Genomic DNA, 25,928 nt, shown 5'->3' with positions numbered 1-25,928 from the left:
CGCAGCCTGCCCCCCCCACCCGTCACTGCAACTGCAGGGTTTCATTGAACTGGCTGATGGCATCCACCACATGCCGTGACCCCTGCTGGATCTCCAGGATCACCTCGCCGGCCTCGTTGGCCAACGCCACCCCCAATCCGGTGCGGCTCAAACTCGATTGCATGCTCGACACCGCGCTCAACGACAGGTCGTGGTTCTTGCGCACCACGTCGACAATTTCCAGGGTTGCCTTGCTGGTCCGCGCCGCCAGGCTGCGCACCTCGTCGGCCACCACGGCAAAACCGCGACCATGCTCCCCGGCCCGCGCGGCCTCAATGGCCGCATTGAGGGCCAGCAGATTGGTCTGGTCGGCAATCCCGCGAATGGTCTGCACAATGGTGCCGATGATGTCTGACTGTTTGCTCACCGCATCGATGCTCAGGGCTGCTTCGCTCAGGTCCCGGGAGATTTGCTCGATGATCTGTACCGTCTGCTGCACCACCTGCGAGCCCTTCTGGGCACAGGCATCGTTTTGCACCGAGGTCGAATGAGCCGCTTCGGCAGCCGATTGCAGGGTGGTCACCTGCTGGGTGATGTCGCTGGCAAACTTGACCACTTTGTACAGCCGGCCCTTGGCGTCGAAGATCGGGTTGTAGGAGGCTTCCAGAAACACGATGCGCCCGAACTTGTCGACCCGTTCGAAGCGGTGGGAGTGGTATTCGCCACGGTTGAGCGAGGCCCAGAATGCCTTGTAGCCCGACGACTCGCTTTCCGCGCGGTGACAGAACAGGCTGTGGTGTTGGCCCATCACTTCGCCTGGGGCGTAATGCATGGTCTGCAGGAAGTTGTCGTTGGCGCTGATGACCTTGCCGTCGGGGGAAAACTCGATCACCGCCATCGCACGGCCCAGGGCATTCACCAGGGCCTGGTTCTCATGTTCCTTGATGACCCGGGCGGTGATGTCCGTGGCCACCTTGATCACGCTGTGTACCTGCCGGTCGGCACCGATCACCGGCAGGTAGCTGGCTTCCAGCCAGACCTCCTGGCCGTGCTTGTTCAGGCGCTGGAAGGTCCCGCTGTTGGGTTCGCCGCGCTCCAGTTCACGCCAGAAGCGTTGGTACTCCTCGCTCTTGGCGTAATCGCCCTCGCAAAAGATCCGATGGTGCTTGCCGCGTATTTCTTCAAGGGAATACCCCACCGCGCTGCAGAAATGTTCATTGGCATCGAGGATCACCCCGGTGGGGTCGAACTCGATCATCGCCATCGAGCGACTGACCGCCGCCAGCTTGGCGTTGGCCTCGCTCAGCGCACAACTGAATCGTTGGATTTCCAGCAGGTCAGACTTGTGATGTAGGTTAAACATGGTCGTATCACCCTAAGCGCGGTCTTTTTGATTGATGAAAGTACTTCGGTCTTTCAACGGATCCACCACAACGTTCCATGGAACAGGTACACGCCTCCCCCCAGCGCAAGGACAGGTCAGGTGATAGGTGATGTGCAATCGAAAGAGTCCGCGGGGGCAACGTTCTGGCCCGGACATCCTTGATCAGGAAGATCAGTGCTGAGCATAGACAGCCTCGGCACGGATGCAAGGCCACTAATAAGCCACTACCGAGGACAACATCGGTTCAGCGCAAGCCGGGGGCCCGGACGAAATGCAGGCGAAGTCAGCCCGCTGCGGCATCTATGCAACCGCGCAGGGGAATCGGGTCGTTCGCGGGGTTACTGGCTTGGAAGTGAACACGGAGCCCGCTTGCCGGGCTCCGTCGAGAGGGGTCTGACTAGTGGCCGAATATGCCGACCTTCTTGGCTTTCTTGTCAGCACGTTTTTCATCGGCGCTTTTTGCCGGTTTTTTCTTCGCTGCTTTTTTTGAATCCATGCCTTTGGCCATGATACTGACTCCACTCATACGGGATGTGAGTTCAGGTATACACCTATCGCGGCACGCGCGTTCTTTTATAATCCACGGCTTTGCGGATCGACGGCCCCTTTCATGCCCCACACCCAGTACACACAGCTAGATGACGCGCTGTGGCCCTTGATGAACAAGTTCTACCGCCGCCATCAATCGTCGATGAAAGCGGTACGGGATGCCCAATTGTGGGTCGGTAAACGCGACGAGATAGTCGCCGGCCTGTGTTTGCGGCCCATGGCCGAAGGGTTGTGGCTGACGGGACTGCTGGTCGATCCGGCCTGTCGCGGCCAGGGCGTGGCGGCGGCGTTGATGGCCCAGGCGCTGGCAGCGGTGACCCAGCCGGTGTGGCTGTTGTGCCACCCGGACCTGCGGGAGTTCTATCAGGGCAACGGCTTCAGCGCCAACCCGCCACTGCCTTACGCGCTGGCCGAGCGCCTGCTGCGCTACAGCCGCAGCAAGCCGATGATCGCCATGGGGCGTGGCTGATCGGGATCAATCGCCCGCCGCAGGGTCCAGTTCGGGGAACATCACCTCGGTAAAGCCGAACTTGGCAAAGTCGCTGATCCGCGACGGGTACAGTCGACCGATCAGGTGATCACATTCGTGTTGCACCACGCGGGCATGAAACCCCGAGGCCAGCCGCACGATCGGCTCGCCCTTGGGATCGACGCCCTCATAACGAATGTGCTGGTAGCGCTGCACCGCACCGCGCATCCCAGGCACTGACAGGCAACCTTCGAAGCCCTCCTCCAGGGTTGGCGCCAGCGGCGTGATCAGCGGGTTGATCAGGATGGTCTGAGGCACGGCTTCCGCGTCGGGGTAACGCTCGCTGTGTTCAAAGCCGAAGATCACCAGTTGCAGGTCGACGCCAATCTGCGGCGCGGCCAGGCCGACCCCGCCGACGCTTTCCATGGTCTGGAACATGTCGTCGATCAACTGCCACAGCTCAGGGCTGTCGAACATCTGCGCCGGGACCGGCGGGGCAATACGCAGCAGGCGCGGATCGCCCATTTTGAGAATTTCACGGATCATGGTCAGGCTTCGTCAGTGGTCGGCTTGAGCGAGTGGTCCCGTCCCAGTCCCGAAACGTGGTGTTTATGTTGGTGGTCGTGCTCGCCCGGTACCTTTTCGCCAGGGTCCTTGCCTTCGCTCGACATGTGTTCGATCACCGCATTCATCTCCGCCCCCAGCAACAGCACCGCAGCGGAAATGTAGAAGTACAGCAACAGCACGATGATCGCGCCGATACTGCCATACATGGCGTTGTAGTTGGCGAAGGTTTTCACGTAGAAACCAAAGCCCAGGGACGCAATGATCCACACCACCACCGCCAGCACGGAACCTGGGGTGATAAAGCGGAACTCCTGCTTCACATCCGGCATCACGTAGTAGATCAAGGCCACGGCGATCATCAGCAGAATCACGATCACCGGCCAGCGCAGAATGGTCCAGACCGTAACGATCAATTCCTGCATGCCAATCTGCGAGGCGATCCATTCCATCACCTGCGGGCCAAGCACCATCAGGGCCGCCGCCACCAACAGCATGCCGGCGATTCCGACGGTGTAGAAAATCGACAGCGGGAAGCGCTTCCAGATCGGCCGTCCTTCGACCACGTCGTAGGCGGCGTTCATCGCGCTCATCATCAGCCGCACACCGGCCGAGGCGGTCCACAGGGCGATGACGATACCGACCGAGAGCAGGCCACCCTTGGATTGCTGCAACTGGTCAATCACCGGATTCACTTGCTCCAGGGCCTGGGGCGGCAACACCAGCTCCGATTGCAGGCGCAACCAGGAGAAGAAGTCCGGCAAATGCAGGAACCCGATCAGGGCGATCAGGAACAGGATGAAAGGAAACAGCGAGAAGAGCATCTGATAGGCCAGCGCCGAGGCATAGGTCGACATCTCGTCGTCGACGAATTCGGTGACCGTGCGCATCATCACGCGATGCAGGGGCAGGCCTTTCAAATCGGGGAAAATCATAGCGTCTCCTTTCGCCGCAATCAGGTTGTAGTCGGGGGCGACTCAGGGGCCGTTTTCTACAACAAGGTAACCTGTTTGGCGACCTTGAAACAATTTCCACACGTTGCTTAACCATAGTCGACAAAAAAACGGCCATCCGCAGATGGCCGTCGCCCTGCCTTGCGGCAATCAGGCCTTATCGATTGTTTTTTTGACTGCATCCTTGGCATTGCCGAGCGCTTGCTGGGCTTCACCTTTCCTTTCCTGGATCTTGCCTTCGGTTTGCAGTTTTGGATTATCGGTGGCTTTACCGACACCCTGCTTGATGTTACCGACCGCTTCGTTGGCCAAACCTTTCGCTTTATCGCCCGTGCTGCTCATGGTCTTTCTCCTGTGAACATTCAAAGGTCAGTGTCGTTACGTAGAGGTTGACCGGCGGGCCTATTGCGGAGTTTCATTTATTTTCACCGGGACATTTCATCGCCAGTTGCAGGTTGGGCTTTATGTTTGTGGGCTTTGCCGGGAGAATGCGCAACGTATTCAGGCCTTGGCACTGAACGTCCAATCCCGTAGGAACGTTATGAAACTCGATAAAAAGCAGGCCATTGCCCGCAGAAACCAGGAACTGGGTGGTGCCGTGCTTGGCGTCAACAACTGCCACTTCACCGAATTGAACCGCAACCGCAACATCTGGTGGTTCGATATCCCGGTGGCCCGTCTGGCCGTGGGTCAGTACGAGTGGATTCACCTGCTGATGCACACCCCGGACACCGACCAGTTGCTGCACCTGAAAGTGCCGACCGTGTTCCTGCGGGAAAAACTCGAAGGCCTGGTGGTGCGCAACGAAGGCAAGCGCAAGGCAGCCTTGAGCCTGGAGCTGAGCGCCGACAAAGACTCGTACCTGCAGGACATGCGCCCGGCCGGCACCCATGTGAATTTTGCGCCGTTCCAGCAGTAACGCTGCGCGCAAAAAAAACCCCGCATCGGCGGGGTTTTTTATGGGTCAGGCGCTGATCTTCTTCAAACCGAGCTTCTTCAGCTCTTCGTCCCGCAGTTCACGACGCAGGATCTTGCCGACGTTGGTGGTCGGCAGCGCATCGCGGAACTCGACCGCCTTGGGCACCTTGTAACCGGTGACGTTGGCGCGCATGTGGGTCATCACCTGTTCCTTGGTCAGGGTCACGCCCGGCTTGGCGACGATGAAAATCTTGATCGCCTCGCCCGATTTGTCGTCCGGCACGCCAATGGCTGCGCACTGCAGCACGCCTGGCAGAGTGGCCAGCACGTCTTCCAGCTCATTGGGGTAGACGTTGAAACCGGAGACCAGAATCATGTCTTTCTTGCGATCGACAATGCGCATGTAGCCATCCGGCTGGATCAGGGCGATGTCACCGGTCTTCAACCAGCCTTCGCTGTCGAGCATTTCATCGGTGGCTTCCTGGCGCTGCCAGTAGCCCTTCATCACTTGCGGCCCTTTCACACAGAGCTCGCCGATTTGGCCCAGCGGCTGCTCGACGCCCTCGTCATTGATGATCTTGCACAGAGTCGAGGGGACCGGAATCCCGATGGTGCCGATCTGGATGTTCTGGATCGGGTTGACCGTGGCCACCGGGCTGGTCTCGGTCATGCCGTAGCCTTCGCAGATCGGGCAACCGGTGACGTCTTTCCAGCGCTCAGCGGCGGCCAGTTGCAAGGCCATGCCACCGGACAGGGTGACCTTGAGCGCCGAGAAGTCCAGCTTGCGGAAGGCTTCGTTGTTGCACAGCGCGACGAACAAGGTGTTCAAGCCGACAAACCCGCTGAACTTCCACTTCGACAGTTCCTTGACCATTGCCGGCAGGTCGCGCGGGTTGCTGATCAGGATGTTGTGGTTGCCGATCAGCATCATTGCCATGCAATGAAAGGTGAAGGCATAGATGTGGTACAGCGGCAGCGGGGTAATCAGGATCTCGCAGCCTTCGTGCAGGTTGGAGCCCATCAGCGCCTTGCACTGCAGCATGTTCGCCACCAGGTTGCGGTGGGTCAGCATTGCGCCCTTGGCCACGCCGGTGGTGCCGCCGGTGTACTGCAGTACCGCGACGTCGCTGCTGGCCGGGTTGGCCTCGGTTACCGGTTGCCCCTGGCCTTTGCTCAGCACGTCATTGAACTTGATGGCCTTGGGCAGGTTGAACGCCGGGACCATCTTCTTCACGTACTTGATCACGCTGTTGATCAACAGGCGCTTGAGCGGTGGCAGCAGGTCCGCCACTTCGGTGACGATCACATGCTTGACGCCGGTCTTGGGCACCACGGCCTCGGCCAGGTGCGCCATGTTCGCCAGGCAGACCAGGGCCTTGGCCCCGGAATCATTGAACTGGTGCTCCATTTCCCGCGCGGTGTACAGCGGGTTGGTGTTGACCACGATCAAACCGGCGCGGATGGCACCAAACACGGCGATCGGGTATTGCAACAGGTTCGGCAACTGTACGGCGATTCGATCACCGGGCTGCAAATCGGTATGCTGTTGCAGATAAGCGGCAAAGGCCCCGGACAGTTCGTACAGCTCACCATAAGTGAGTGTCTTGCCGAGGTTGCTAAATGCCGGCTTGTTGGCGAAGCGTTGGCAGGATTGCTTCAACACTGCCTGAATATTCGGATACTCGTCTGGATTGATGTCGGCAGCAATCCCAGCTGGGTACTTATCCTTCCAAAAGTCTTCGATCATGGAAGCCCACTCCTCAGCAACGCGAATTCTTCACCGCATTTGATGCGATTATTATTGGTGTGTGTTTTTTGGTGAATCTGGCTTTTACTCAAGGCCGAGAAGTCACAAAGCGCGCCGAGAGTAGCAGCTTTGCCAAGGGCCTACTAGAGCCAAACGAAGGCTCTACGGTCACGATAATGACTCAAGACAAATCAATGGTCATTTTTAGAGTAAAAATTCTATACCCATTGAAAACCCCGTACTACAAGGCTGCGGGCGCGGACAACGGAACAAAAAAAGGGGCGTCCCAACTCGGGCGCCCCTTTTTGCTGCTGCGTCGCTAACAATTCATTACGCGATATCGCGCAGCTCCCGACGCAGGATCTTGCCCACGGGTGTCATCGGCAACGAGTCTCGCAGCACGATGTGCTTGGGTACTTTGTAGGCGGTGAAGTTCTCCTTGCAGTAGGCCTTGAGCTCTTCCAGGCTGACCCCGGCTTCACGGGCCACCACGAACAACTTCACCGCTTCACCGGAACGCTCGTCCGGCACGCCGATCACCGCGCAATTGGCAACGTTGGGGTGGGCCATGACCACGTCTTCGATCTCGTTGGGGTACACGTTGAAACCCGAGACGATGATCATGTCTTTCTTGCGGTCGACGATGCGCACAAAACCATCCGGATCGATCACCGCGATGTCGCCAGACTTGAACCAGCCCTCGGCATCCAGCACCTGCGCGGTGTCCTCGGCTTTCTGCCAGTAGCCCTTCATGATCTGCGGGCCTTTGATGCACAACTCGCCGCGCTCCCCCATGGGTTGCTCGACGCCTTCGTCGTTGATCACCTTCAGCGCGGTGCCGGGTACCGGCATGCCCACGGTGCCAATGCGCGACAAGTCGCCATAGGGGTTGGTGCAGGCCACCGGCGACGTCTCGGTCAGGCCGTAGCCTTCGGTGATCCGGCAGCCGGTGAGCGTTTCCCAGCGCTCGGCAGTGGCCTTGACCAGCGCCGTGCCGCCGGAGTTGGTCAGCTTCAGGCTGGAGAAATCCAGGGTCTTGAAGTCCGGGTGATCCATCAACGCGACGAACAGGGTATTGAGTCCCAGCAAGGCCGAGAAGCGCCAATGCTTCAGCTCCTTGATAAAGCCGGCGATGTCCCGCGGGTTGGTAATCAGCACGTTATGGTTACCGGTGACCATCATGCACATGCAGTTCGCCGTGAAGGCATAGATGTGGTAAAGCGGCAGCGGCGCGATCATCACTTCCTGGCCTTCGCGCAACAAGGGTTGACCGTCGCGGCCGAACTGGCCCAGGCAGGCACGGGCCTGTTGCATGTTGGCGACCAGGTTGCCGTGCGTCAGCATCGCGCCCTTGGCCAGGCCCGTGGTGCCGCCGGTGTACTGCAGCACGGCGACGTCCTCGAGACCGACCTTGAGCGGCTTGATGTTTTGCCCCCGCCCCATGCGCAAGGCACTTTTGAAGGAGATCGCCTGGGGCAGGCTGTAAGCCGGGACCATCTTCTTGACCTTGTCCACCAGGGTATTGACCAGCCAACCCTTGGCGGTAGGCATCAGGTCCCCCATCTTCGCTTCGATCAGGTACTGGATCTCGGTGTCGGGCAGCACCTCCTGGACTTTCTGCCCGAACATGTTCAGGTACACCAGCGCCCGGGCACCGGAGTCCTGGAACTGGTGGCGCATCTCGCGCGCGGTGTACAAGGGGTTGGTGTTGACCACAATCAGGCCGGCGCGCAAAGCGCCAAACACGGCAATGGGGTAATGCAGGACGTTGGGCATCTGCACCGCGATGCGATCGCCGGGCACCAGGTCGGTCTGGCTTTGCAGGAAACCGGCGAACGCCGCGCTATAGCGTTCCAGGTCGGCATAGGTCAGGGTCACGCCCATGTTGCTGAACGCAGGACGGTCAGCGAATTTCTTGCAGGAACGCTCGAACACCTCGATCACCGACGTGTAGGCCCCCAGATCGATATCAATGGGTACGCCGGCCGGGCGTTTGTCATTCCAGAAATCAGCTTGCATTATTCTTGTCCTCTATACCTGAGCCAATCCGGGCCGCCTGAGCGGAGCTTCTGGGACACTAGCAGCTATGGCGAATCAGGCAAATATCAGCACCTGCGTCATTGACCGCGTGAATCTTGCTGCCAAGGGCTGTGCGCATTACCCGTCCCCGGGTTGTTGCGCTATACAATGCAGCGACCCTGCGCAAAGGAATCGCCATGATCCACGATACATTCTGGTTGACCGCGAACGACCACAGCCAACTGTTCGTCAACCAGTGGTTGCCTGAAGGTGCGCTCAAGGCGGTGATCCTGGTGTCCCATGGGATGGCGGAACATAGCGCACGCTATGCCCGCCTGGCCGAACAATTGTGTAACCAGGGGTATGGCGTCTATGCCCTGGACCAGCGCGGACACGGCCAGACCGCCAGCCACGGGGTACTCGGGCATTACGCCGACGAGGATGGCTGGTGCAAAGTGGTGGGTGACCTGGCCAGCCTCAACCAGCACATCGGCCAACAGCATCCGGGCGTGTCCATTGTGCTGCTGGGCCACAGCATGGGCAGCTACATCGCCCAGGCGTACTTGCTGCACCACAGCGCCAGCCTGCATGGCGCAATCCTCAGTGGTTCGAATTTCCAGCCGGTGGCGCTGTACCGCGCAGCGCGCCTGATCGCTCGTTTCGAGCGCTGGCGCCAGGGCCCCACCGGACGCAGTGCCTTGCTGGAGTGGTTGTCGTTCGGCTCATTCAACAAGGCGTTCAAGCCCAATCGCACCGCTTTCGACTGGCTCAGCCGCGATCCCGACGAAGTCGACAAGTACACTCAAGACCCGCTCTGCGGCTTTCGCTGCACCAATCAGCTGTGGATCGACATGCTCGGCGGCTTGCAGCAGATCAGCAAAGCGTCCAATCTCGCCCAGGTCGATCCGGGCCTGCCGTTGCTGGTGATCGGTGGCGAATGTGATCCAGTGAGTGAGGGCAAGCGTCTCACCTCTTTGGCCGACGCCCTGCGCCGCGCCGGCAGCCAGTGCCTGGAACTGAAGATCTACCCCCAGGCCCGGCACGAACTGTTCAATGAGAGCAACCGCGATGAAGTGACTGCGGACCTGCTCACCTGGCTGGCCGGGGCCTTGAGCCACCGCCGGCCGGCCAGGACCGAATGACCTTCGGTTTTTTCACTTAACTCGCCACAGGATCCAAGACCCATGACCCAGGTTACCAACACGCCGTACGAAGCCCTCGAAGTCGGCCAGACCGCCAGCTACAGCAAGACCGTGGAAGAGCGCGACATCCAACTGTTCGCGGCGATGTCCGGCGACCACAACCCGGTGCACCTGGACCCTGAATTCGCCGCCGCCAGCATGTTCAAGGAGCGCATCGCCCACGGCATGTTCAGCGGTGCGCTGATCAGCGCTGCCGTCGCCTGCGAGCTACCTGGGCCGGGCACCATCTACCTCGGTCAACAAATGAGCTTCCAGAAGCCGGTGAAGATCGGCGACACCCTGACCGTACGCCTGGAAATCCTCGAAAAACTGCCCAAATTCCGCGTACGCATCGCCACTCGCGTGTTCAACCAGCGCGACGAACTGGTGGTCGATGGCGAAGCGGAAATCCTCGCCCCGCGCAAGCAGCAGACCGTGACCTTGCCGACCCTGCCCGCGATCAGCATCGGCTGATGACCCGTCGTACCAGGCCCTGACACCCACATAGGTGCCCGCCTGAAGGCCATCCGCGATCCCATGAAAAATCCGCAGGCCGATAAGGCCTGCGGATTTTTTGTCCATGACCGTACTGCCGGTAGGCGTAAGCTCACGCCTACCCCATCACACCCAGGTGCAGCAGCAGAGCCAAAAAAAACGCCGCCGTCCATTGCTGGACCTGCGGCGTTTTTTACAACGCTACGAGCTTACGAGCGAGCACGCGCCTGGTTGCGCAGGGCTTTGACCTGATCGTGGTTGCGTTGTACGCCATGGTACTGACGTTCAACCAGGTCCCGAATGCTTGCCAGGTTGTGCTTGCTGATTTTCTCGATCGCTTCTCTGTACGCCTTCAGGGCATGATCCTCGCCGCGCTCGGCTTCGTTGAGTACCGCCTCTTCATCCTTGCCGGTCACCAGCGACTTGAGGTCGACCCAGCGACGGTGCAGGTCACCGCTGACGCTGGTGGAGGTTTCCGGATCGCCCCCCATCGAACGCACGGTGCTCTGCAGTTCCGCGGCGGCGGTGGCGCAGTCAGCGGAGCGTTTGACAAACAGCGCCTTGAGTTCAGGCTGCTTGATGTCGTCGGCGCAGGTCTTGAACCCTTCCTGGCCGTCCTTGCTGATCTCGATCAAGTCGTTGAGGACTGAAATCGCTTCTTTATTAATGTCGGTCATTTTTCAATTCCTTGCGGGTTGAGAGAGTTGCATAAGGAGTTGCAGCTCGTGTGCCAGCTTTTGAATTGATAAATTTCCTTTATTTTCAATAAGTTAATATTTTACAAACAATCTGTATCCACGCTATTTGCATGATCTGTCAATTGGCCTGCATGCAGAATGCCTGTATTTTCCAGAGTGTCTGAACCAGGACCGTTGACCGATGAACCCTGAAAAGCTCGAACTGCTGGTCACCCGCGAAATGCCCTTCGGCAAATACAAGGGACGCATCATTGCCGACCTGCCCGGTCCATACCTCAACTGGTTCGCCCGCGAGGGTTTTCCCCACGGTGAGCTGGGCGGCCTGCTGGCGCTGATGCAGGAAATCGACCACAACGGGTTATCCGACCTGTTGGACCCCTTGCGGGCCAAACACGGCAAACCCAAACCTCGTCACTGAGCCACTGAACCTGCCCGAGCCGCCCCATGCCCGATAACACCCTACGCGCCCGTGATGAAGCTTTCTGGCAAACCTACGCTGATCGCTACGATGTCCAGCCTGGCCCCATCAACCTGGAAAACGGCTATTTCGGCCGCATGTCGCGCACGGTGATCGACGAATACCAGCGCAACATCGAACTGATCAACCGCAGCAACTCGGTGCATGTGCGCCAGCGCTTCGAGCAGTTCGAGAGCGTGACCCTCCGTGAGCACCTCGCCGACTTGCTGCAGGTGCCCGCCGAGGCGGTTGCCTTCACCCGCTGCGCGTCTGATGGCCTGCAATCGCTGATTCGCAACTACAACGGCCTGCAGCCGGGCGACCAGGTGCTGCTCTGCGACCTGGAATACGACACGGTAAAAAGTGCGATGCGCTGGCTGGCCTGCCATCGTGGTGTGGAAGTGATTGAAATCGAGCATGTCCATCCGGCCAGTTTCGAGACCCTGCTGGCGAGCTATCGCGCGGCATTCGAGCAGTACCCGCGCCTCAAGCTGATGGCCCTGACCCACGTCACCCACCGCACCGGCCTGGTGATGCCGGTCCAGGCCATTGCCAGTGCCGCCCGCGAACACGGGATCGACGTGATCCTCGACGGCGCCCACGCCCTCGGCCAGATCGAGTTCGACCTGGATGAGCTGGGCATCGAGTTTGCCGGCTACAACCTGCACAAATGGATCGGTGGCCCGTTGACCCTGGGGTTCATCTACATCGCGCCGCAGCGCCTGGCGGCGATCGATCCGGACATGGGCGAGTTTCATTTCCCCCCGAGCGACATCCGCTGCCGCACGCCCTACAGCACCCCGAACATTCCCGCCCTGTTGACCCTGCCCCTGGTGTTCGAAGAGCACCGGGCCATAGGCGGTGCAGCGGCCAAAGGCGCGCGCCTCAACTACCTGCGCAACCTGTGGGTCAGTGCCGTGCGCAAGGTACCGGGGATTGAAGTCATGACCCCGGATGACCCGCGCCTGTACTGCGCAATCACCTCCGTGCGTTTTACCCACGAGGCGGATCAGCAATCGATGGTCGAGCGCCTGCTCAAGGAGTACAACCTGTTCACCGTGGCCCGCAGCGGCTCGACCTGCGGCCCGTGCATCCGCATCACCCCGGGCCTGACCAGCACCGCACGGGACATGCGCCTGCTGGCACAGGCGTTGATCGACTTGAGCTAAGGCGACAATGAAGGGAGACCGTCAGACAGTGTAAATATCAAAGTCCCCGGGTTTGATCTGGGCTGACATCGCGCGCTTGTCGATGCCAATGGTCAATTGCGCGAAGAACCCATCCTCCCAGCTGTCACGGCCAATGGGACGAATATCCAACTGCGACGCCTCGCCGTGCATCTGCCGGTACAGCTCGTCCTGATCGTTGCGCAGCGGCGCAATACTGCGCCCGCTGTAGTCCTTGGCGGCGAGCACCGAACGCGTGGTGACCTCGGGAAAGTACAGCTGGCCGACCCAGGCCACATGCCGCGCCTCCAGATAATTACCGCCCGCAACGATCCGCACGGCCACGTGAATATGCACGCTGCGCCCGGCGTAAAAGCCTGGATAGATGGTGGTAAACCGCACCACCCCTTGCGAATTGCTGAACTGCCCGCCACGCAGGTAGGTGTCATCGTCGGTACGCGGCACCGAACCGATATCGCCGACGTCAACCTCCAGGTCCGGATTGATCTTGCTCCACCCCGAATAGGCGCCCCGCGCATTGCAATGCCAGATGTCCACCAGGACATCTGGCAGGGGCGCACCGCTGTCGACATCGACCAACGTCAGCTTGAGCAACAAGGGCGTACCGCTGGCACCTTCGCTGATGTTGCGGCGAATAAGTCGGGGATTCCTGAAATAGGGCCCGGCCATCTGCTCTGGGGCCAGGACCAGAACCGGGTCGAGCCCGGGGATTGATGCGTTGCCTTCCATGGTATGCACTCCGAAAAATGTTCGTTCAAGAGTAGGCAGCGAGGCGGTTATGAAGGGGGTAATTATGTATTGGGGGCGAGGACTGCGTCCTCGAACGCAGCCTCGCGGGCTCGGCAGCTGCTGCAGGGGGCGGGGGTATTGCCGAAACATAGGGTGTGGCGGAGGCCGCCATCGGCAGACACCGTCGCGAGGGGCCGAACGCTGGGGCAAAGCCTTTTGAAACCATAAATAGCCGTTACCACACCAACGGATCAGCCCCCCCCGAAAAAAGCGCAAAAAAAAGGCGCACCGACCAAGTGCGCCAAAAGCCGTAGAACACAACGACAACGATCCTGCAAAAAAACATCAATCCAGCAGAGCCAACGCCTCAGCGGTACATTCCTGAATACGCGCCCAGTCGCCGTTCTTGATCCACTCCGGATCCAGCATCCAGCTTCCCCCCACGCACATCACGTTCTTCAACGCCATGTAGCTCTTGATATTGCCCGGACCAACCCCGCCCGTCGGGCAGAACTTCACTTCACCGAACGGACCGCCCAGGGCCTTGATGGCCGCGACGCCGCCGCTGACCTCGGCCGGGAACAACTTGAAGCGCCGATAACCCAAGGCATACCCCTCCATGATGCCCGAGGCATTGCTGATCCCCGGCAACAACGGAATCGAGCTGGCCACGCTGGCTTCCAGCAGGTCACGGGTAATCCCCGGGGTGACGATAAACTGCGAACCGGCAGCTTCAGCGGCAGCCAGCGTGGTGCGATCGAGCACCGTACCGGCACCGGTGACCAGCTCCGGGCGCTGCTCACGCAGGATCTGGATCGCCTTGAGGCCGAACTGCGAACGCAAGGTCACTTCCAGGGCCGTCAGGCCACCGGCCGCCAGGGCGTCAGCCAGCGGCAGGATGTCCTGTTCGCGGGCAATGGTAATCACCGGCAGGATCCGCGCCTTGGCACAGAGGCTGTCGATCAGGGTAACTTTGTCCGCCATGGAAACGGTCGGGGATGGGTTCTTCATAGCGGCTGATCCTTGGCTCATGGGCACCAGTAAATCTCTAACGTGGGTTGCAGAAAGGCACGAATCGGCATTGCGGCGACATCGTCACCCGCCAGCGCGTCACTCAGGGTGGCCAGCTTGGACTGACCGGAAATCGAAAGAAGCGTGACCTGTGCCGACGCCAGCAACGCACGACTCATGGTCAGGCGCTGACGGGGGACAGTCGGCGCCAGCATCGGCCAGCAACGGCGCGTGCCGTCGACCTGCAGGGCCTCGGCCAGGTTCGGGCTGTCGGGGAACAACGAAGCGGTATGCCCGTCATCACCCATGCCCAGCACCAGCACGTCAATCTTTGGCAGCTCGGCGAGCAGGCGATCAGCCTGTTCGGCGGCTTGCTCAAGGTTGGCACTGGCGCTGTACAGGCTGAGGAACTGCGCCTTGGCGGCCGGCCCCTGCAGCAGATATCGCTTGAGCAGGCCAGCATTGCTGTCGGCGTGTTCGACCGGCACCCAGCGCTCGTCAGCCAGGCTGACGACGACGTTGGCCCAATCCAGCTTCTGCTTGGCCAGATGCTGGAAAAACGCCACTGGACTGCGCCCACCGGACACCACCAGGGTCGCCGTGCCCCGCGCGTCGATCGCGTCGCCCAGTTCCCGGGCCACCGCCAGCGCCAGGCTCTCGGCCAGCAACACTGGGCTTTTGAATGCGTGGGCGCTGACGCCCTGGGGCAGTTTCAGATTAGATATCGCCATACCACGACCTCCCGTCCCGCGTGATCAGTGCAATGGAGCTCATCGGCCCCCAGGACCCCGCCGCGTACGGCTTGGGGGCATCACCGGATTTCTTCCATCCGGCGATCAACTGGTCGCACCACTTCCACGCGGCTTCGATTTCATCTTTACGGACAAACAGGTTCTGATTGCCGCGCATCACTTCCAGCAACAACCGCTCGTAGGCATCGGGAATCCGCGCACTGCGATAGGTATCGGAAAAGTTCAGCTGCAGCGGTCCGCTGCGTAGCTGCATGCCCTTGTCCAGGCCTTGTTCCTTGGTCATCACGCGCAAGGAGATACCTTCGTCCGGCTGCAGGCGGATGATCAGCTTGTTGCTGATCTGCAAGCGCTGCTCGGGGGCGAAGATGTAGTGCGACGGTTCCTTGAAGTGAATGACGATCTGCGACAGCTTGTCTGGCATGCGCTTGCCGGTGCGCAGGTAGAACGGCACGCCGGCCCAGCGCCAGTTACGGATGTCGGCCCGCAGTGCAACGAAGGTTTCGGTATCGCTCTGGGTGTTGGAATTCTCTTCTTCCAGGTAGCCCGGCACCGGCTTGCCAGCGCTGTAGCCGGCGATGTACTGGCCGCGCACCACCTGGGTGGTCAGGCCTTCCGGGCTGATCGGCGCCAGGGCCTTGAGCACCTTGACCTTCTCGTCACGAATGCTGTCGGCGGACAGGTCGGCCGGCGGGTCCATGGCGATCAGGCACAGCAACTGCAACAAGTGATTCTGGATCATGTCGCGCAGTTGGCCGGCCTTGTCGAAGTAGCCCCAGCGGCCTTCGATCCCGACCTTCTCGGCGACCGTGATTTCCACGTGGGAAATGTAGTTCTGGTTCCACTGGGTTTCGAACAGGCTGTTGGCGAAACGCAGGGCAATCAGGTTCTGGACCGTCTCTTTGCCCAGGTAGTGGTCGATGCGATAGGTACGGTTTTCCGGGAAGTACCGCGCCACGGCATCGTTGACCTTGCGCGAGGACTCCAGGTCCGAGCCGATGGGCTTTTCCAGCACCACCCGGGTGTTTTCCGTCAGGCCCACCTGCGCCAGGTTCTCGCAGATCGCGCCGTACACCGCCGCCGGTGTGGCGAAGTAGGCAATCATGCGTTGCGCGGTGCCCGCCAATTCGGCCAGGGCGACATAGTCGGCAGCCTTGAGGAAGTCGACGTGCAGGTATGTCAGGCGTGCCAGGAAGCGCTCGACCACGGCTTCGTCAAGCTCCTTGGCCTCGACATAGCGCCGCAGTTCCCGGGCGATGAAGGCCAGGTGCTCCTGCTCCGTGCCAGCTTCACGGGCCAGTGCGATAATGCGCGTGTCCTCGTGCAGGAGGCACGCTCCATCGAGTTGATACAAGGCAGGAAACAGCTTGCGCAAGGCCAGATCGCCAAGGGCGCCGAACAAGGCAAAGGTGCAAGGTTCAACCGTAATCGAAGGCATGATGTTTGTTCTTTTATCAAGTTAAGCTACAAATACCTTTTTTCAAGGCATCGCTCAAGGAAAAATGTAGTAATAACCACAACATTTTTTCAAAATTCAGATTCCGAGTGGTGGTCAGTCGGGGCCATCAGTAGGATAGGCCACCGTCATGGGCCCGATCAAAGTCCCAATTGGCATAGCCAAGCCCCTCTTTGCAGAGCTGAACCAAGGAAATTCATATGGACCGCGTGCGGAACTTACTGGAACAGATCCAGAATCGCCTTGCCGACCTGAACAAGGCCGAGCGCAAGGTCGCCGAAGTGATCCTGCTCAACCCACAGCAGGCCACTCGCTTCAGCATCGCCGCCCTCGCCCAGGCCGCCTCGGTCAGTGAGCCGACGGTCAACCGTTTCTGCCGTTCATTCGGGGTCAGCGGCTATCCGGAGCTCAAGCTGCAGCTGGCGCAAAGCCTGGCCAGCGGCGCCGCCTACGTCAGCCGCGCGGTGGAGGCCGATGACAATCCCGAAGCCTACACCCAGAAAATCTTCGGCAGCGCCATCGCCTCCCTCGACAGCGCCTGCCAGGCACTGGACCCGAACCTGATCAGCCGCGCCGTCGACCTGTTGATCCAGGCCCGGCAGATCCACTTCTTCGGCCTCGGCGCTTCCGCCCCGGTGGCCCTGGACGCCCAGCACAAATTCTTCCGCTTCAACCTGGCCGTCACCGCTCATGCCGACGTGCTGATGCAGCGGATGATTGCCTCGGTGGCCCATACCGGCGAGTTGTTCGTGATCATTTCCTACACCGGGCGCACCCGTGAGCTGGTGGAAGTGGCGCGCATCGCTCGGGAAAATGGCGCTTCGGTCCTCGGCCTGACCGCCGAGGGCTCGCCACTGGCCAAGGCCAGCACCCTGAGCCTGAACATCCCGTTGCCGGAAGACACCGACATCTACATGCCGATGACTTCGCGGATCATTCAACTGACGGTGCTCGACGTCCTCGCCACCGGCATGACCCTGCGCCGCGGTGTCGATTTCCAGCCGCATTTGCGCAAGATCAAAGAGAGCTTGAATGCCAGCCGCTATCCGGTGGGCGACGAGTTCAACTGATCCAACCTCTTCATTGCTCGCCCTGGCCTCATCGCGAGCAGACGGAGCACCACCGCTTCACGCTAAACCCCAACCCGCGCCTGCAGACTCAAATGCGCCCGCTCCCCCGGCGCCAGGCGCAGGCTGTCGGTACCGCCACTGGCGGCTTCGACACAGACAAACTCGGAAATCTCGTTCCAACTCACCCCCAGCAACGGCCGTGACCCGGGATGCCAGACCACCGTATCAGCACTGGCACCGGTGTCGATGCACAACTGGCGCTGCCAGGCGTGGTCCTTGAGCTGCAGTTCGCCCTCGTGCTGGAACACCCGCTGACAGCCACCCTCGACCCGCAACTCGCCTTTCTGCTGGCAATTTTCCCGCTTGAGCTGGTCATACCCCTGGGCGCCCTCGAGTCCGGACAGCGCTACCTCACCAATGTCACCAATACGCCAGTAAGCGTGCAACGCATGACTCAGTTGGCATGGCAGGCTGTCCTGGTGCTCGGTGCTCAGGCGCAATTCCATGCGTTCGCCCAAGTGCGCGTGCAGGTCCACTTGCCAGTCACACAGCTGCAACTGCCAGTGCAGGCGCACGCCGTCGACATCGCTGCTGCTGTCGATCAGCTTCCAGTCGATCAACCGCGCCCAGCCATGGGACGGCCAGGCGTTTTCGCTCGGATGGCGGCCATACCACGGCCAGCACACCGGTACGCCACCACGAATGGCGCCGACCTGTGGCCACTTCGCCGCACACCACAACCAGGGCTTCTGCCCCGCGGGTTGGAAATGCAGCAACTGCGCGCCCTGGCGACTGAACACCGCCTGGCACAGCGGATGATCGATCACCAACACATCGCGCTTCTGATAGCGCTCCCACGCAAACACCGGACGTTCGCGCAAGGATTTGAAGAAACGTTGTAGCGGATGCTCTTGCATGTGCCACGGTCCTGAAAATCAGCGGTAACCAGAGGGCGCGCCACCCCAAAAAAAAGCGGACAGCCTGGGCTGTCCGCAAAAATGCGCACATGGAGAAGAGCTTATCGCAACCGCGTTAGAACACCGACTGAATTTTCAAGCCGGCCACCAGCGCGTTGTCGACTTCATCGACACCGCCCGGGTGAGTGACGTATTGCAGGTTAGGACGCACCGTCAACCAGTTGGTCACGTGGAAGCCGTAGTTGATCTCGTAGTTGTACTCGGTACTGCGCAGTGGCGAGAACAGCGGATCGGCGTAGTTGCTGACCCCATTGGCCGCGTTGACCAGCTCGGCGTTTTTCTTCACGTCTTCGTTGACGTGGATACGGGCGAAGCCGATGCCGACGTCATCTTTTGGCCGTGCATCGAACGGGCCCTTGTACACGAACATCAGCGACTGGTAGTTGTCGACGACGTTGGTGTCCTTGTCGTGGAAGGTGGCGTTGGCCGCAATGTTCAAACCACGGGAAGCGTCGCCGTTGTGGCTGGTCAGTTGCTGCTGGGCGACGAACCAGTAACCGTGCTTGCTGCTGTGCTCGCGGTAGCTGTCGCCGCTGGTGGCGGCGTCCAGGCCGTTGTCGTCCTCGCGAACGTCATTGGCGGCGGCCGTGCTCTTGTAGTAACCGACACGGTACTCGCCGGGCAGGTTGTTGACCTTCGGTGACCAGACCAGCTCGACCGGCAACACGGTGCCCTGGGTGCCGCTGCCGCTGAGCTTGAAGCCGTTGCCGTGCTCCAGTTGCGACGGGTTCTGGTTGTAGGCACCGATCTGCGCGAAGAGCTCTGGCGTGATGTTGTATTTGACGCGGATCGCCGCCTGGCTGACCGGCCAGTTGTACCAGATGTTGGTGGCCCAGTTACCCACCTGGGAACCGCAGAACGCCAGGTTCTGGAACTCACACGGGAAGGTATTGAAGTCCTCGCCCTCACCGAAGTAGCCGGCCTTGACATCAAGCGTGTTGTCGAGGAATTGGTGCTGGATCCACAGTTGGGTCAGACGCACCATATGGCCGCGACCGTAGACTTCCTGGGAAGAACTCAAGGTGCCCGCGCGCGGGTCGCCGATACGGTCGTTGGAGATGTTTTCGCCGTTGCGGTTGGTCAACTGGATCTTGGCCTGGGTGTTGTCCCAGCCCCAGAGTTTTTGCAGGTCCAGCGCCACGCCCAGGCCAAACTGGTCGGCATAGCGCGCGGTCTTGTTGTCGTTGTAGCCACCGTTGAGGTTGCCACCGACTTCACCCACGTAGTCGGCTTTGATGTCGATGCCTTGCTCGATCAGCCGGGTACGCTCGCCACCCCAATCGCCGGTCATCCACTTGGAGTCAGCGCTGAACGCTTCAGCGGCCATCGCATTACCGGCCAGAACCAGTGCTGCCGCTGCCGCTGCCGATACTTGGCAGATTAACCGGGCCTTGTTCTTCATCTTCATCCCTACTTCCTCGTTTTATTGTTATTAACTTTTCTTCTTTAACGCGGTTACATCAGTTGCGATGCGCGACAGGCCGCGCATCGCGGATTCCCCCCTGGAGGAGCGAGCTTGCTCGCGAGAAACCTGAGAACACCGTGGGGTGTCAGGTTTCCAGTGTCATCGTTCACGTCCATCGCGAGCAGGCTCGCTCCTACATATTGGTTGTTCACCGGCCTTTGAATTGCGCGACATTGGCAGCATGTGATTCGATTTTCGCTACGCCAGCGACCCCCAGTCGCTCACCCGTTTTCGCATCGAACAGCAGCACCTTCGCCGGATCGAATTGCAGGGTCAGCGTCTCGCCCACTGCTGGCGCCACGTCCGGTGCCAGGCGGCAGCAAACCTTGGTGTCGTTGAGGTTGACGAAGACCAGGGTGTCGGGACCGGTCGGTTCGGTAACCTGGACTTCGGCACGAATGGTCGGCAAACCGCTCGCGTCGCCATTGGCCAGGATGATTTGCTCAGGGCGCATGCCGAGGATCACTTCGCGATCCTCGAGACCCGCGTCCTGCATGCTCAATGGCAGCTCGACGCGCGCCTGGCCACTGTCCAGCAGGGCCAGCAGGCGGCCGTCCTTGCGCTGCAGGCGCAGGGGGATGAAGTTCATCGGCGGCGAACCAATGAAGCTGGCGACGAACAGGTTGGCCGGGTCGTTGTAGATCTGCTTCGGCGTGCCGAACTGCTGGATGATCCCGTCCTTCATCACCGCCACCTTGTCCCCCAGGGTCATGGCTTCGATCTGGTCGTGGGTGACGTAGACCGTGGTGGTTTTCAGGCGCTGGTGCATCAGCTTCATTTCGGTACGCATCTCGACCCGCAGCTTGGCATCGAGGTTGGACAGTGGCTCGTCGAACAGATAAATCTTCGGCCGCCGCGCCAGCGCCCGGCCCATCGCCACACGCTGTTGCTGGCCGCCGGAAAGCTGACCCGGCTTGCGCCCCAGCAGGTGTTCGATCTGCAGCAGCTTGGACACCCGCGCCACTTCTTCATCGATTTCAGCCGTCGGCATTTTGCGGATCTTCAGGCCGAAGGCGATGTTGTCGCGCACGCTCATGGTCGGGTACAGCGCGTAGGACTGGAACACCATGGCGATGTCGCGATCCTTGGGGCTCATGCCGCTGATGTCGGCGTCGTCCACCAGGATCGCCCCACCACTGATGTTCTCAAGGCCGGCAATGCAGTTCATCAAGGTCGATTTACCGCACCCGGACGGGCCGACCAGGATCAGGAACTCACCGTCGTTGATCTTCAGCTCGATGTTTTTCAGGGTGTCCGGCAAGCCGGCGCCATAGGTCTTGTTGACGTTGCGTAATTCGAGAGTTGCCATGTTCTACCCCTTGACCGCGCCGGACGTCAGCCCACGCAGGAAATACTTGCCAGCGAATATGTAGACCAGCAGTGTCGGCAACCCGGCGATCATCGCCGCCGCCATATCAACGTTGTATTCCTTGGCCCCGGTGCTGGTGTTGACCAGGTTGTTCAAGGCCACGGTGATCGGTTGCGCGTCGCCGCTGGCGAAGACCACGCCAAACAGGAAGTCATTCCAGATCTGGGTGAACTGCCAGATCAGGCAGACCATCACGATCGGGATCGACATCGGCAGCAGGATCTTCCAGAAAATCGTGAAGAAGCCCGCGCCGTCCAGGCGTGCCGCCTTGACCAGGGCATCGGGAATGCTCACGTAGTAGTTACGGAAGAACAGCGTGGTGAACGCCAGCCCGTAGACGATGTGCACCAGCACCAGCCCGGTGGTGGTGTTGGCCAGGCCGAGCTTGCCGATGGTGAACGAGGCCGGCAGCAGCACGGTCTGGAACGGCAGGAAGCAGCCGAACAGCAGCAGGCCGAAGAACAGCTGCGAGCCGCGGAAGCGCCACATCGACAGCACGTAGCCGTTCATCGCGCCGATAAAGGTCGAGATCAGTACCGCCGGCACGGTGATCTTCACCGAGTTCCAGAAGTACCCTCCCACGCTGTCCCAGGCCTTGAGCCAGCCGATGCCGTCGATCACTTGTGGCCAGCTCAGCAGGTTGCCGGTACGGATGTCTTCCGGCGTCTTGAAGCTGGTCAACAGCATCACCACCAACGGGATGAGGTACACCGCAGCGGCCAGCAGCAGGGTCGCGTAGATGGCGATCCGGCTGACGCTCAGGCGCGGGGTGGCAAGCGAGTTATTCATGGCGTTTGCCCCGCAGTTCGGAGTACAGGTACGGCACCAGGATCGCCAGGATCGCGCCGAGCATCATCATTGCGCTGGCGGAACCGATGCCCATCTGGCCACGGCTGAAAGTGAAGGAGTACATGAACATCGCCGGCAGGTCGGAGGAGTACCCCGGACCACCTGCGGTCATGGCCGCGACCAGGTCGAAGCTCTTGATCGCGATGTGCGCGAGGATCATGAAGGCGCTGAAAAACACCGGGCGCAGGCTCGGCAGGACGATCTTCAGGTAGATGGTCGGCAGGCTCGCACCGTCGACCTGGGCGGCGCGGATGATCGACTGGTCGACCCCTCGCAGACCGGCCAGGAACATCGCCATGACAAAGCCGGAGGCTTGCCACACGGCGGCGATCACCAGGCAGTACACCACGCGATCCTGATCCACCAGCCAGTCCAGGCGAAAGCCTTCCCAGCCCCAGTCGCGCAGCATCTTGTCCAGGCCCAGGCCCGGGTTGAGCAACCACTTCCAGGCGGTACCGGTGACAATCATCGAGAGCGCCATCGGGTACAGGTAGATGGTGCGGATAAAGCCTTCCTTGCGAATGCGCTGGTCCAGCAGCACCGCGAGGAACACCCCCAGCACCAGGCTGATGCCGATGAACAGGCCACCGAACAGCGCCAGGTTCTTGCTCGCCACCCACCAGCGGTCGTTGTCCAGCAGGCGGGTGTACTGCTGCAGGCCGACCCACTTGTAGCTCGGCATGAAGCTGGAGTTGGTGAAGGACAGAACGAATGTCCAGATGATGTAACCGTAGAAGCCGACCAGAACGATCAGCATGCTGGGCGCCAAAACCAGTTTGGGCAGCCAGCGCTGCAATGCATCGAACGGTGAGGCTTTGCTGAAAACCGCCACAGAGCTCATCGGGATTATCCAAGTGAAAGGAGTAAGAGTCAGAGTCGAGGAGACCCCTTGTGGGAGCGGGCTTGCCCGCGATAGCGATGCAACAGTCGACACGGCTGTTGAATGTCAGTCAGCCATCGCGGGCAAGCCCGCTCCCACAGGGTTACTCAGCGTCAGGGATTACTGCGCGGCTTTGACCGCGGAGGCCAACTGGGCGCTGGCCTTGGCCGGGTCGGCGTCCTTGTCGTTCATGAAGTTGGTGACGACGTCGAAGATCGCCCCTTGCACCGCCAGCGATGTGGCCATGTTGTGGGCCATGCTCGGTTGCAGGCCGCCGGACTTGTCGTCCGCCAGGAAGTCCTTGGCCGAGGCCTGGGCACAGGTATCGAAGCCCAGCGCGCTCATGTCGTTGAGCATGTCGGTGCGCACCGGGATCGAGCCTTTGTTGATGCTGAAGACCTTCTGGAAGTCCTTGCCCAGCGCGACCTTGGCCAGGTCCTGCTGCGCGGCGATGTCACCCTTGCGATCGGCTTTGAGCTTGAACACCGCCAGGGAGTCGATGTTGTAGGTAAAGGCGTTTTGTGTGCCCGGGAACGGCACGCACTGGTAATCCTTGCCGGCGACTTTGTTCGCCGCGGTCCACTCGCTCTTGGCCCAGTCGCCCATCATCTGCATGCCGGCCTTGCCGTTGATCACGTCGGCGGCAGCGATGTTCCAGTCACGGCCCGCGCGGTTGGGGTCCATGTAGCCGATGAGCTTTTTCAGCACCGTGAAGGACTTGACCATCTCGGGACCGGAGAGGGTTTGCTGGTCCAGGTCGACCAGGGCTTTCTTGTAGCCTTCGGCGCCCATGACCGACAGCACCACGTCTTCGAACACGGTGCTGTCCTGCCATGGCTGGCCGCCGTGGGCCAGGGCAATGAAGCCGGCCGCCTTGAGTTTGTCGGCAGCGACGTAGAATTCGTCGAGGGTGGTCGGGGCCTTGTCGATCCCGGCTTTCTTGAACACTTCAGGGTTGATCCACAGCCAGTTGACCCGGTGGATGTTCACCGGCACCGCGACGTAATCACCTTCGTACTTGACGGTGTCAGAGACTTTTTTCGACAGCAGGCCGTCCCAGTTTTCCGCCTTGGCGACGTCGGTCAGTGCGTCGGTGCTGAGCAGGCCGGTGCTGCCCCACTCCTGGATGTCCGGGCCCTTGATCTGGGCCACGCCCGGCGGGTTGCCGGCCACGGCGCGGCTCTTGAGGACGGTCATGGCCGTTGCGCCACCGCCGCCTGCCACCGCACCGTCCTTCCAGGTAAAGCCGTCTGTTTCAACCTGGGCCTTGAGTACGTCGACCGCTGCTTTTTCGCCACCCGAGGTCCACCAGTGCACAACCTCCACGGAACCTTTGGGGTCGGCGGCCAGGGCGCTGAGGGGAAACATAGAGGCGAGGGAAATGACGGTGGCGAGGCGAGAAATCGCATTCATCTGAAATACCTTTCTTGTTGTTATGCATGCAAGTCTGGTGCTTGCGCTGCAAACGAGTTTAAACAGGCTGGGATCTGCCGCAGGTAACGAAGCGACGGCGAAATGTCACCGCATGGTTACATAACCCGCGCGCCAGAGCCCTGCGCCAATGCCGTGGCCATGCTCGGGGCCAACGGCAGGCGCGGAATCAGCACCGCCTGCCAAGCGTGATAGAGGTCGGGCTTGCCACCCCAGATCTGCGCACTCGGGCGGTTGTCGGCGTCCAGTTCGTGGTGCCAACTGCCGTGGACGAGGTCGATCAGGTACTGCTCGCTGTACGCCCAGAGCCGCCGATACCAGGTTTCGTATTGAGCCTCGCCGGTGCGCTGGAGCAAGGCGCTGGCCGCCGCGCTTGCTTCGCAATGCACCCAGTGCAAACGCTGGCGCACCACCGGGCGTTGGTCCCAGTCGAGGGTGTAGACCATGCCCGGCGCACCATCGACGTGCCAGGCGTGCTGGCAGTTATTGGTGAACAGTTGCTGCGCATCGCGCAGCAGCCAACCGGGGGTGAGCATGCCAGCCTGGACCCGCGCCGCCTCCAGGTGCAGCAGCAGACGCGCCCATTCAAATCCGTGGCCGGGGGTGGTGCCAAAGGGGCGGAAACCGTCGGCCGGGTTGGCCTGGTTGTACCCGTGCAGCGGCTGCCACTGGCGGTCGAAATGCTCGACCACCAGGTACTGATTGGCGGCGCCGTGACCGTGGATCAGCCGTTCGGCAATGCGCAAGGCACGGTTCAACCAGCGGTTGTCCTGGGTAACGTCGGCCAGGGCGAGAAAGGCCTCGGTGGCGTGCATGTTGCTGTTGGCACCGCGATAGGCTTCCTCGACGCTCCAGTCGCGATTGAACGACTCGCGCAGCGCGCCCTCCTCCTCGCACCAGAAATGGCGGTCGATGACCTGGATCGCATCGTCAAGCAAGGCTTGGGCACCTGGGCGCTGAGCGACCCGCGCGGAACTCGCGGCCAAAGCCACGAAGGCGTGCAGGTAAGCGGCTTTGTCGGTATTGCCATCGCACGGGTCGGGCGTGGCGAACCAGCCGCCGTGTTCGGCATCACGCAGCGGCCCACTGAGGGCCTGGATACCGTGATCCACCCACTCGGCAAACCCTGGCAAGCCCTGGATATGGGCCAGGGCGAAGCTATGGGTCATGCGCGCGGTGTTCATGGTTTCGGCTTGCGCATCCGCCGGCAGGTGGCCGCGCTCGTCGAGATTGCCGAAACCTGTGGGCAGCCTGGAGGTCTTGGCAAACGCCAACAGGCGCAAGCCCTCGGCGGCCAGCCATTGTTGGTGGGCAGGTGAGTGCATGGTGGACCTTTTTTTGT

24 protein-coding genes and 2 pseudogenes are annotated in these 25,928 nt (G+C 60.8%); 7 read left to right on the top strand and 19 right to left on the bottom strand.

Translation table 11 applies throughout. The features are described from left to right. Nucleotides 1-22: 22 nt before the first annotated feature. Together AACY45_RS29215 and AACY45_RS29210 are read right to left on the bottom strand one after the other, a co-directional pair. Nucleotides 23-454: pseudogene (locus AACY45_RS29215) on the bottom strand (methyl-accepting chemotaxis protein); the annotation flags it as partial. A 111-nt stretch (nucleotides 455-565) separates the two neighbouring features. Then, nucleotides 566-1,237: pseudogene (locus AACY45_RS29210) on the bottom strand (PAS domain-containing protein); the annotation flags it as partial. Nucleotides 1,238-1,973: 736 nt separating this feature from the next. Between AACY45_RS29210 and AACY45_RS00265 the strand changes: the two are divergent. Beyond that, on the top strand, nucleotides 1,974-2,381 hold the full coding sequence (locus AACY45_RS00265) for a GNAT family N-acetyltransferase (protein WP_339543606.1): 408 nt from the start codon (nucleotides 1,974-1,976) through the stop codon (nucleotides 2,379-2,381). Between the two features lie 6 nt (nucleotides 2,382-2,387). On the opposite strand, the gene def is transcribed toward AACY45_RS00265, so the two are convergent. The 3 genes from def to AACY45_RS00250 all read right to left on the bottom strand — a co-directional run bounded on the left by def (nucleotide 2,388) and on the right by AACY45_RS00250 (nucleotide 4,240). After that, nucleotides 2,388-2,927 carry a peptide deformylase gene (gene def / locus AACY45_RS00260; protein ID WP_339543605.1) on the bottom strand — a complete coding sequence of 180 codons (540 nt, stop codon included), beginning with the start codon at nucleotides 2,925-2,927 and terminating at the stop codon, nucleotides 2,388-2,390. 2 nt (nucleotides 2,928-2,929) lie between these two features. Then, nucleotides 2,930-3,880: a YihY/virulence factor BrkB family protein gene (locus tag AACY45_RS00255; RefSeq protein ID WP_339543604.1), complete on the bottom strand. Its 951-nt coding sequence runs from the start codon at nucleotides 3,878-3,880 to the stop codon at nucleotides 2,930-2,932. Nucleotides 3,881-4,048: 168 nt separating this feature from the next. Then, complete coding sequence (locus AACY45_RS00250; RefSeq protein WP_339543603.1) at nucleotides 4,049-4,240, bottom strand: CsbD family protein; 192 nt, start codon at nucleotides 4,238-4,240, stop codon at nucleotides 4,049-4,051. A gap of 199 nt (nucleotides 4,241-4,439) precedes the next feature. Here AACY45_RS00250 and AACY45_RS00245 point away from each other — a divergent pair, with 199 nt between their 5' ends. Next, nucleotides 4,440-4,817: a hypothetical protein gene (locus tag AACY45_RS00245; RefSeq protein ID WP_339543602.1), complete on the top strand. Its 378-nt coding sequence runs from the start codon at nucleotides 4,440-4,442 to the stop codon at nucleotides 4,815-4,817. Nucleotides 4,818-4,862: 45 nt separating this feature from the next. Here AACY45_RS00245 and fadD1 read toward each other — a convergent pair whose 3' ends face one another. Both fadD1 and fadD2 read right to left on the bottom strand, forming a co-directional pair. Further along, complete coding sequence (fadD1, locus tag AACY45_RS00240) at nucleotides 4,863-6,563, bottom strand: long-chain-fatty-acid--CoA ligase FadD1 (protein ID WP_339543601.1); 1,701 nt, start codon at nucleotides 6,561-6,563, stop codon at nucleotides 4,863-4,865. 330 nt (nucleotides 6,564-6,893) lie between these two features. Further along, entirely contained in the window at nucleotides 6,894-8,582 is a 1,689-nt protein-coding gene (gene fadD2 / locus AACY45_RS00235; RefSeq protein WP_339543600.1) for a long-chain-fatty-acid--CoA ligase FadD2, read from the bottom strand. Nucleotides 8,583-8,779: 197 nt separating this feature from the next. Between fadD2 and AACY45_RS00230 the strand changes: the two genes are divergently transcribed. Next, nucleotides 8,780-9,724 (top strand): alpha/beta hydrolase, encoded by a 945-nt coding sequence (locus AACY45_RS00230; protein ID WP_339543599.1) that lies wholly within the window; start codon nucleotides 8,780-8,782, stop codon nucleotides 9,722-9,724. A 42-nt stretch (nucleotides 9,725-9,766) separates the two neighbouring features. After that, a complete protein-coding gene (locus AACY45_RS00225) occupies nucleotides 9,767-10,237 on the top strand; it encodes a MaoC family dehydratase (protein ID WP_093425453.1) in 471 nt (156 codons plus the stop codon). Nucleotides 10,238-10,467: 230 nt separating this feature from the next. On the opposite strand, the gene AACY45_RS00220 is transcribed toward AACY45_RS00225, so the two are convergent. Beyond that, a complete protein-coding gene (locus AACY45_RS00220; RefSeq protein ID WP_339543598.1) occupies nucleotides 10,468-10,935 on the bottom strand; it encodes a ferritin-like domain-containing protein in 468 nt (155 codons plus the stop codon). Between the two features lie 202 nt (nucleotides 10,936-11,137). On the opposite strand from AACY45_RS00220, the gene AACY45_RS00215 reads away from it, so the two are divergent. Both AACY45_RS00215 and AACY45_RS00210 read left to right on the top strand, forming a co-directional pair. Next, entirely contained in the window at nucleotides 11,138-11,374 is a 237-nt protein-coding gene (locus AACY45_RS00215; protein ID WP_027619874.1) for a DUF3820 family protein, read from the top strand. A gap of 26 nt (nucleotides 11,375-11,400) precedes the next feature. Then, nucleotides 11,401-12,582: an aminotransferase class V-fold PLP-dependent enzyme gene (locus AACY45_RS00210; protein ID WP_339543597.1), complete on the top strand. Its 1,182-nt coding sequence runs from the start codon at nucleotides 11,401-11,403 to the stop codon at nucleotides 12,580-12,582. A 21-nt stretch (nucleotides 12,583-12,603) separates the two neighbouring features. Here the strand turns inward: AACY45_RS00210 and AACY45_RS00205 are convergent, their stop codons facing one another. The 4 genes from AACY45_RS00205 to zwf all read right to left on the bottom strand — a co-directional run bounded on the left by AACY45_RS00205 (nucleotide 12,604) and on the right by zwf (nucleotide 16,527). Further along, nucleotides 12,604-13,329: an intradiol ring-cleavage dioxygenase gene (locus AACY45_RS00205; protein ID WP_339543596.1), complete on the bottom strand. Its 726-nt coding sequence runs from the start codon at nucleotides 13,327-13,329 to the stop codon at nucleotides 12,604-12,606. A gap of 345 nt (nucleotides 13,330-13,674) precedes the next feature. Further along, nucleotides 13,675-14,340: a bifunctional 4-hydroxy-2-oxoglutarate aldolase/2-dehydro-3-deoxy-phosphogluconate aldolase gene (locus tag AACY45_RS00200; RefSeq protein WP_339543595.1), complete on the bottom strand. Its 666-nt coding sequence runs from the start codon at nucleotides 14,338-14,340 to the stop codon at nucleotides 13,675-13,677. A gap of 17 nt (nucleotides 14,341-14,357) precedes the next feature. Then, the gene (pgl, locus tag AACY45_RS00195; protein ID WP_339543594.1) at nucleotides 14,358-15,071 is read right to left on the bottom strand and encodes a 6-phosphogluconolactonase; all 714 of its coding nucleotides are present in this window, start codon (nucleotides 15,069-15,071) and stop codon (nucleotides 14,358-14,360) included. Continuing rightward, nucleotides 15,058-16,527, bottom strand: coding sequence for a glucose-6-phosphate dehydrogenase (gene zwf, locus AACY45_RS00190; protein ID WP_339543593.1), 1,470 nt, complete (start codon nucleotides 16,525-16,527; stop codon nucleotides 15,058-15,060). Before zwf ends, pgl begins: the two co-directional genes overlap by 14 nt. Before the next feature lie 227 nt (nucleotides 16,528-16,754). On the opposite strand from zwf, the gene AACY45_RS00185 reads away from it, so the two are divergent. Continuing rightward, nucleotides 16,755-17,615 (top strand): MurR/RpiR family transcriptional regulator, encoded by an 861-nt coding sequence (locus AACY45_RS00185; protein WP_174244630.1) that lies wholly within the window; start codon nucleotides 16,755-16,757, stop codon nucleotides 17,613-17,615. A 62-nt stretch (nucleotides 17,616-17,677) separates the two neighbouring features. On the opposite strand, the gene AACY45_RS00180 is transcribed toward AACY45_RS00185, so the two are convergent. The 7 genes from AACY45_RS00180 to AACY45_RS00145 form a co-directional block, all read right to left on the bottom strand. Next, a complete protein-coding gene (locus tag AACY45_RS00180) occupies nucleotides 17,678-18,532 on the bottom strand; it encodes a D-hexose-6-phosphate mutarotase (protein WP_339543592.1) in 855 nt (284 codons plus the stop codon). Nucleotides 18,533-18,647: 115 nt separating this feature from the next. Continuing rightward, on the bottom strand, nucleotides 18,648-20,000 hold the full coding sequence (locus AACY45_RS00175) for a carbohydrate porin (RefSeq protein WP_339543591.1): 1,353 nt from the start codon (nucleotides 19,998-20,000) through the stop codon (nucleotides 18,648-18,650). A 205-nt stretch (nucleotides 20,001-20,205) separates the two neighbouring features. Next, nucleotides 20,206-21,366, bottom strand: coding sequence for an ABC transporter ATP-binding protein (locus AACY45_RS00165; protein ID WP_339543590.1), 1,161 nt, complete (start codon nucleotides 21,364-21,366; stop codon nucleotides 20,206-20,208). Between the two features lie 3 nt (nucleotides 21,367-21,369). After that, nucleotides 21,370-22,215, bottom strand: coding sequence for a carbohydrate ABC transporter permease (locus tag AACY45_RS00160; protein ID WP_339543589.1), 846 nt, complete (start codon nucleotides 22,213-22,215; stop codon nucleotides 21,370-21,372). Further along, entirely contained in the window at nucleotides 22,208-23,116 is a 909-nt protein-coding gene (locus tag AACY45_RS00155) for a carbohydrate ABC transporter permease (RefSeq protein ID WP_095169822.1), read from the bottom strand. Before AACY45_RS00155 ends, AACY45_RS00160 begins: the two co-directional genes overlap by 8 nt. Before the next feature lie 159 nt (nucleotides 23,117-23,275). After that, the gene (locus tag AACY45_RS00150) at nucleotides 23,276-24,568 is read right to left on the bottom strand and encodes an ABC transporter substrate-binding protein (protein ID WP_339543588.1); all 1,293 of its coding nucleotides are present in this window, start codon (nucleotides 24,566-24,568) and stop codon (nucleotides 23,276-23,278) included. A 116-nt stretch (nucleotides 24,569-24,684) separates the two neighbouring features. Then, entirely contained in the window at nucleotides 24,685-25,911 is a 1,227-nt protein-coding gene (locus AACY45_RS00145) for a D-mannose isomerase (protein WP_339543587.1), read from the bottom strand. Nucleotides 25,912-25,928 lie beyond the last annotated feature (17 nt).

The sequence above is a fragment of the Pseudomonas sp. RA_35y_Pfl2_P32 genome, from assembly GCF_963970735.1.
In the GTDB taxonomy this organism is placed as follows: domain Bacteria; phylum Pseudomonadota; class Gammaproteobacteria; order Pseudomonadales; family Pseudomonadaceae; genus Aquipseudomonas.
The sequence above is the reverse complement of the archived record's forward strand: the minus strand, read 5'-3'. Positions and strand labels throughout refer to the sequence as shown.

Coding starts and splice junctions, on each gene's coding strand:
- fadD2 (WP_339543600.1), bottom strand. CDS start 8,582: ATGCAAGCTGATTTCTGGAATGACAAACGCCCGGCCGGCGTACCCATT.
- AACY45_RS00210 (WP_339543597.1), top strand. CDS start 11,401: ATGCCCGATAACACCCTACGCGCCCGTGATGAAGCTTTCTGGCAAACC.
- AACY45_RS00245 (WP_339543602.1), top strand. CDS start 4,440: ATGAAACTCGATAAAAAGCAGGCCATTGCCCGCAGAAACCAGGAACTG.
- AACY45_RS00255 (WP_339543604.1), bottom strand. CDS start 3,880: ATGATTTTCCCCGATTTGAAAGGCCTGCCCCTGCATCGCGTGATGATG.
- zwf (WP_339543593.1), bottom strand. CDS start 16,527: ATGCCTTCGATTACGGTTGAACCTTGCACCTTTGCCTTGTTCGGCGCC.
- AACY45_RS00165 (WP_339543590.1), bottom strand. CDS start 21,366: ATGGCAACTCTCGAATTACGCAACGTCAACAAGACCTATGGCGCCGGC.
- pgl (WP_339543594.1), bottom strand. CDS start 15,071: ATGGCGATATCTAATCTGAAACTGCCCCAGGGCGTCAGCGCCCACGCA.
- AACY45_RS00155 (WP_095169822.1), bottom strand. CDS start 23,116: ATGAGCTCTGTGGCGGTTTTCAGCAAAGCCTCACCGTTCGATGCATTG.
- AACY45_RS00215 (WP_027619874.1), top strand. CDS start 11,138: ATGAACCCTGAAAAGCTCGAACTGCTGGTCACCCGCGAAATGCCCTTC.
- AACY45_RS00160 (WP_339543589.1), bottom strand. CDS start 22,215: ATGAATAACTCGCTTGCCACCCCGCGCCTGAGCGTCAGCCGGATCGCC.
- AACY45_RS00200 (WP_339543595.1), bottom strand. CDS start 14,340: ATGAAGAACCCATCCCCGACCGTTTCCATGGCGGACAAAGTTACCCTG.
- fadD1 (WP_339543601.1), bottom strand. CDS start 6,563: ATGATCGAAGACTTTTGGAAGGATAAGTACCCAGCTGGGATTGCTGCC.
- AACY45_RS00225 (WP_093425453.1), top strand. CDS start 9,767: ATGACCCAGGTTACCAACACGCCGTACGAAGCCCTCGAAGTCGGCCAG.
- AACY45_RS00180 (WP_339543592.1), bottom strand. CDS start 18,532: ATGCAAGAGCATCCGCTACAACGTTTCTTCAAATCCTTGCGCGAACGT.
- AACY45_RS00150 (WP_339543588.1), bottom strand. CDS start 24,568: ATGAATGCGATTTCTCGCCTCGCCACCGTCATTTCCCTCGCCTCTATG.
- AACY45_RS00145 (WP_339543587.1), bottom strand. CDS start 25,911: ATGCACTCACCTGCCCACCAACAATGGCTGGCCGCCGAGGGCTTGCGC.
- AACY45_RS00220 (WP_339543598.1), bottom strand. CDS start 10,935: ATGACCGACATTAATAAAGAAGCGATTTCAGTCCTCAACGACTTGATC.
- AACY45_RS00265 (WP_339543606.1), top strand. CDS start 1,974: ATGCCCCACACCCAGTACACACAGCTAGATGACGCGCTGTGGCCCTTG.
- AACY45_RS00175 (WP_339543591.1), bottom strand. CDS start 20,000: ATGAAGATGAAGAACAAGGCCCGGTTAATCTGCCAAGTATCGGCAGCG.
- AACY45_RS00250 (WP_339543603.1), bottom strand. CDS start 4,240: ATGAGCAGCACGGGCGATAAAGCGAAAGGTTTGGCCAACGAAGCGGTC.
- AACY45_RS00205 (WP_339543596.1), bottom strand. CDS start 13,329: ATGGAAGGCAACGCATCAATCCCCGGGCTCGACCCGGTTCTGGTCCTG.
- def (WP_339543605.1), bottom strand. CDS start 2,927: ATGATCCGTGAAATTCTCAAAATGGGCGATCCGCGCCTGCTGCGTATT.
- AACY45_RS00230 (WP_339543599.1), top strand. CDS start 8,780: ATGATCCACGATACATTCTGGTTGACCGCGAACGACCACAGCCAACTG.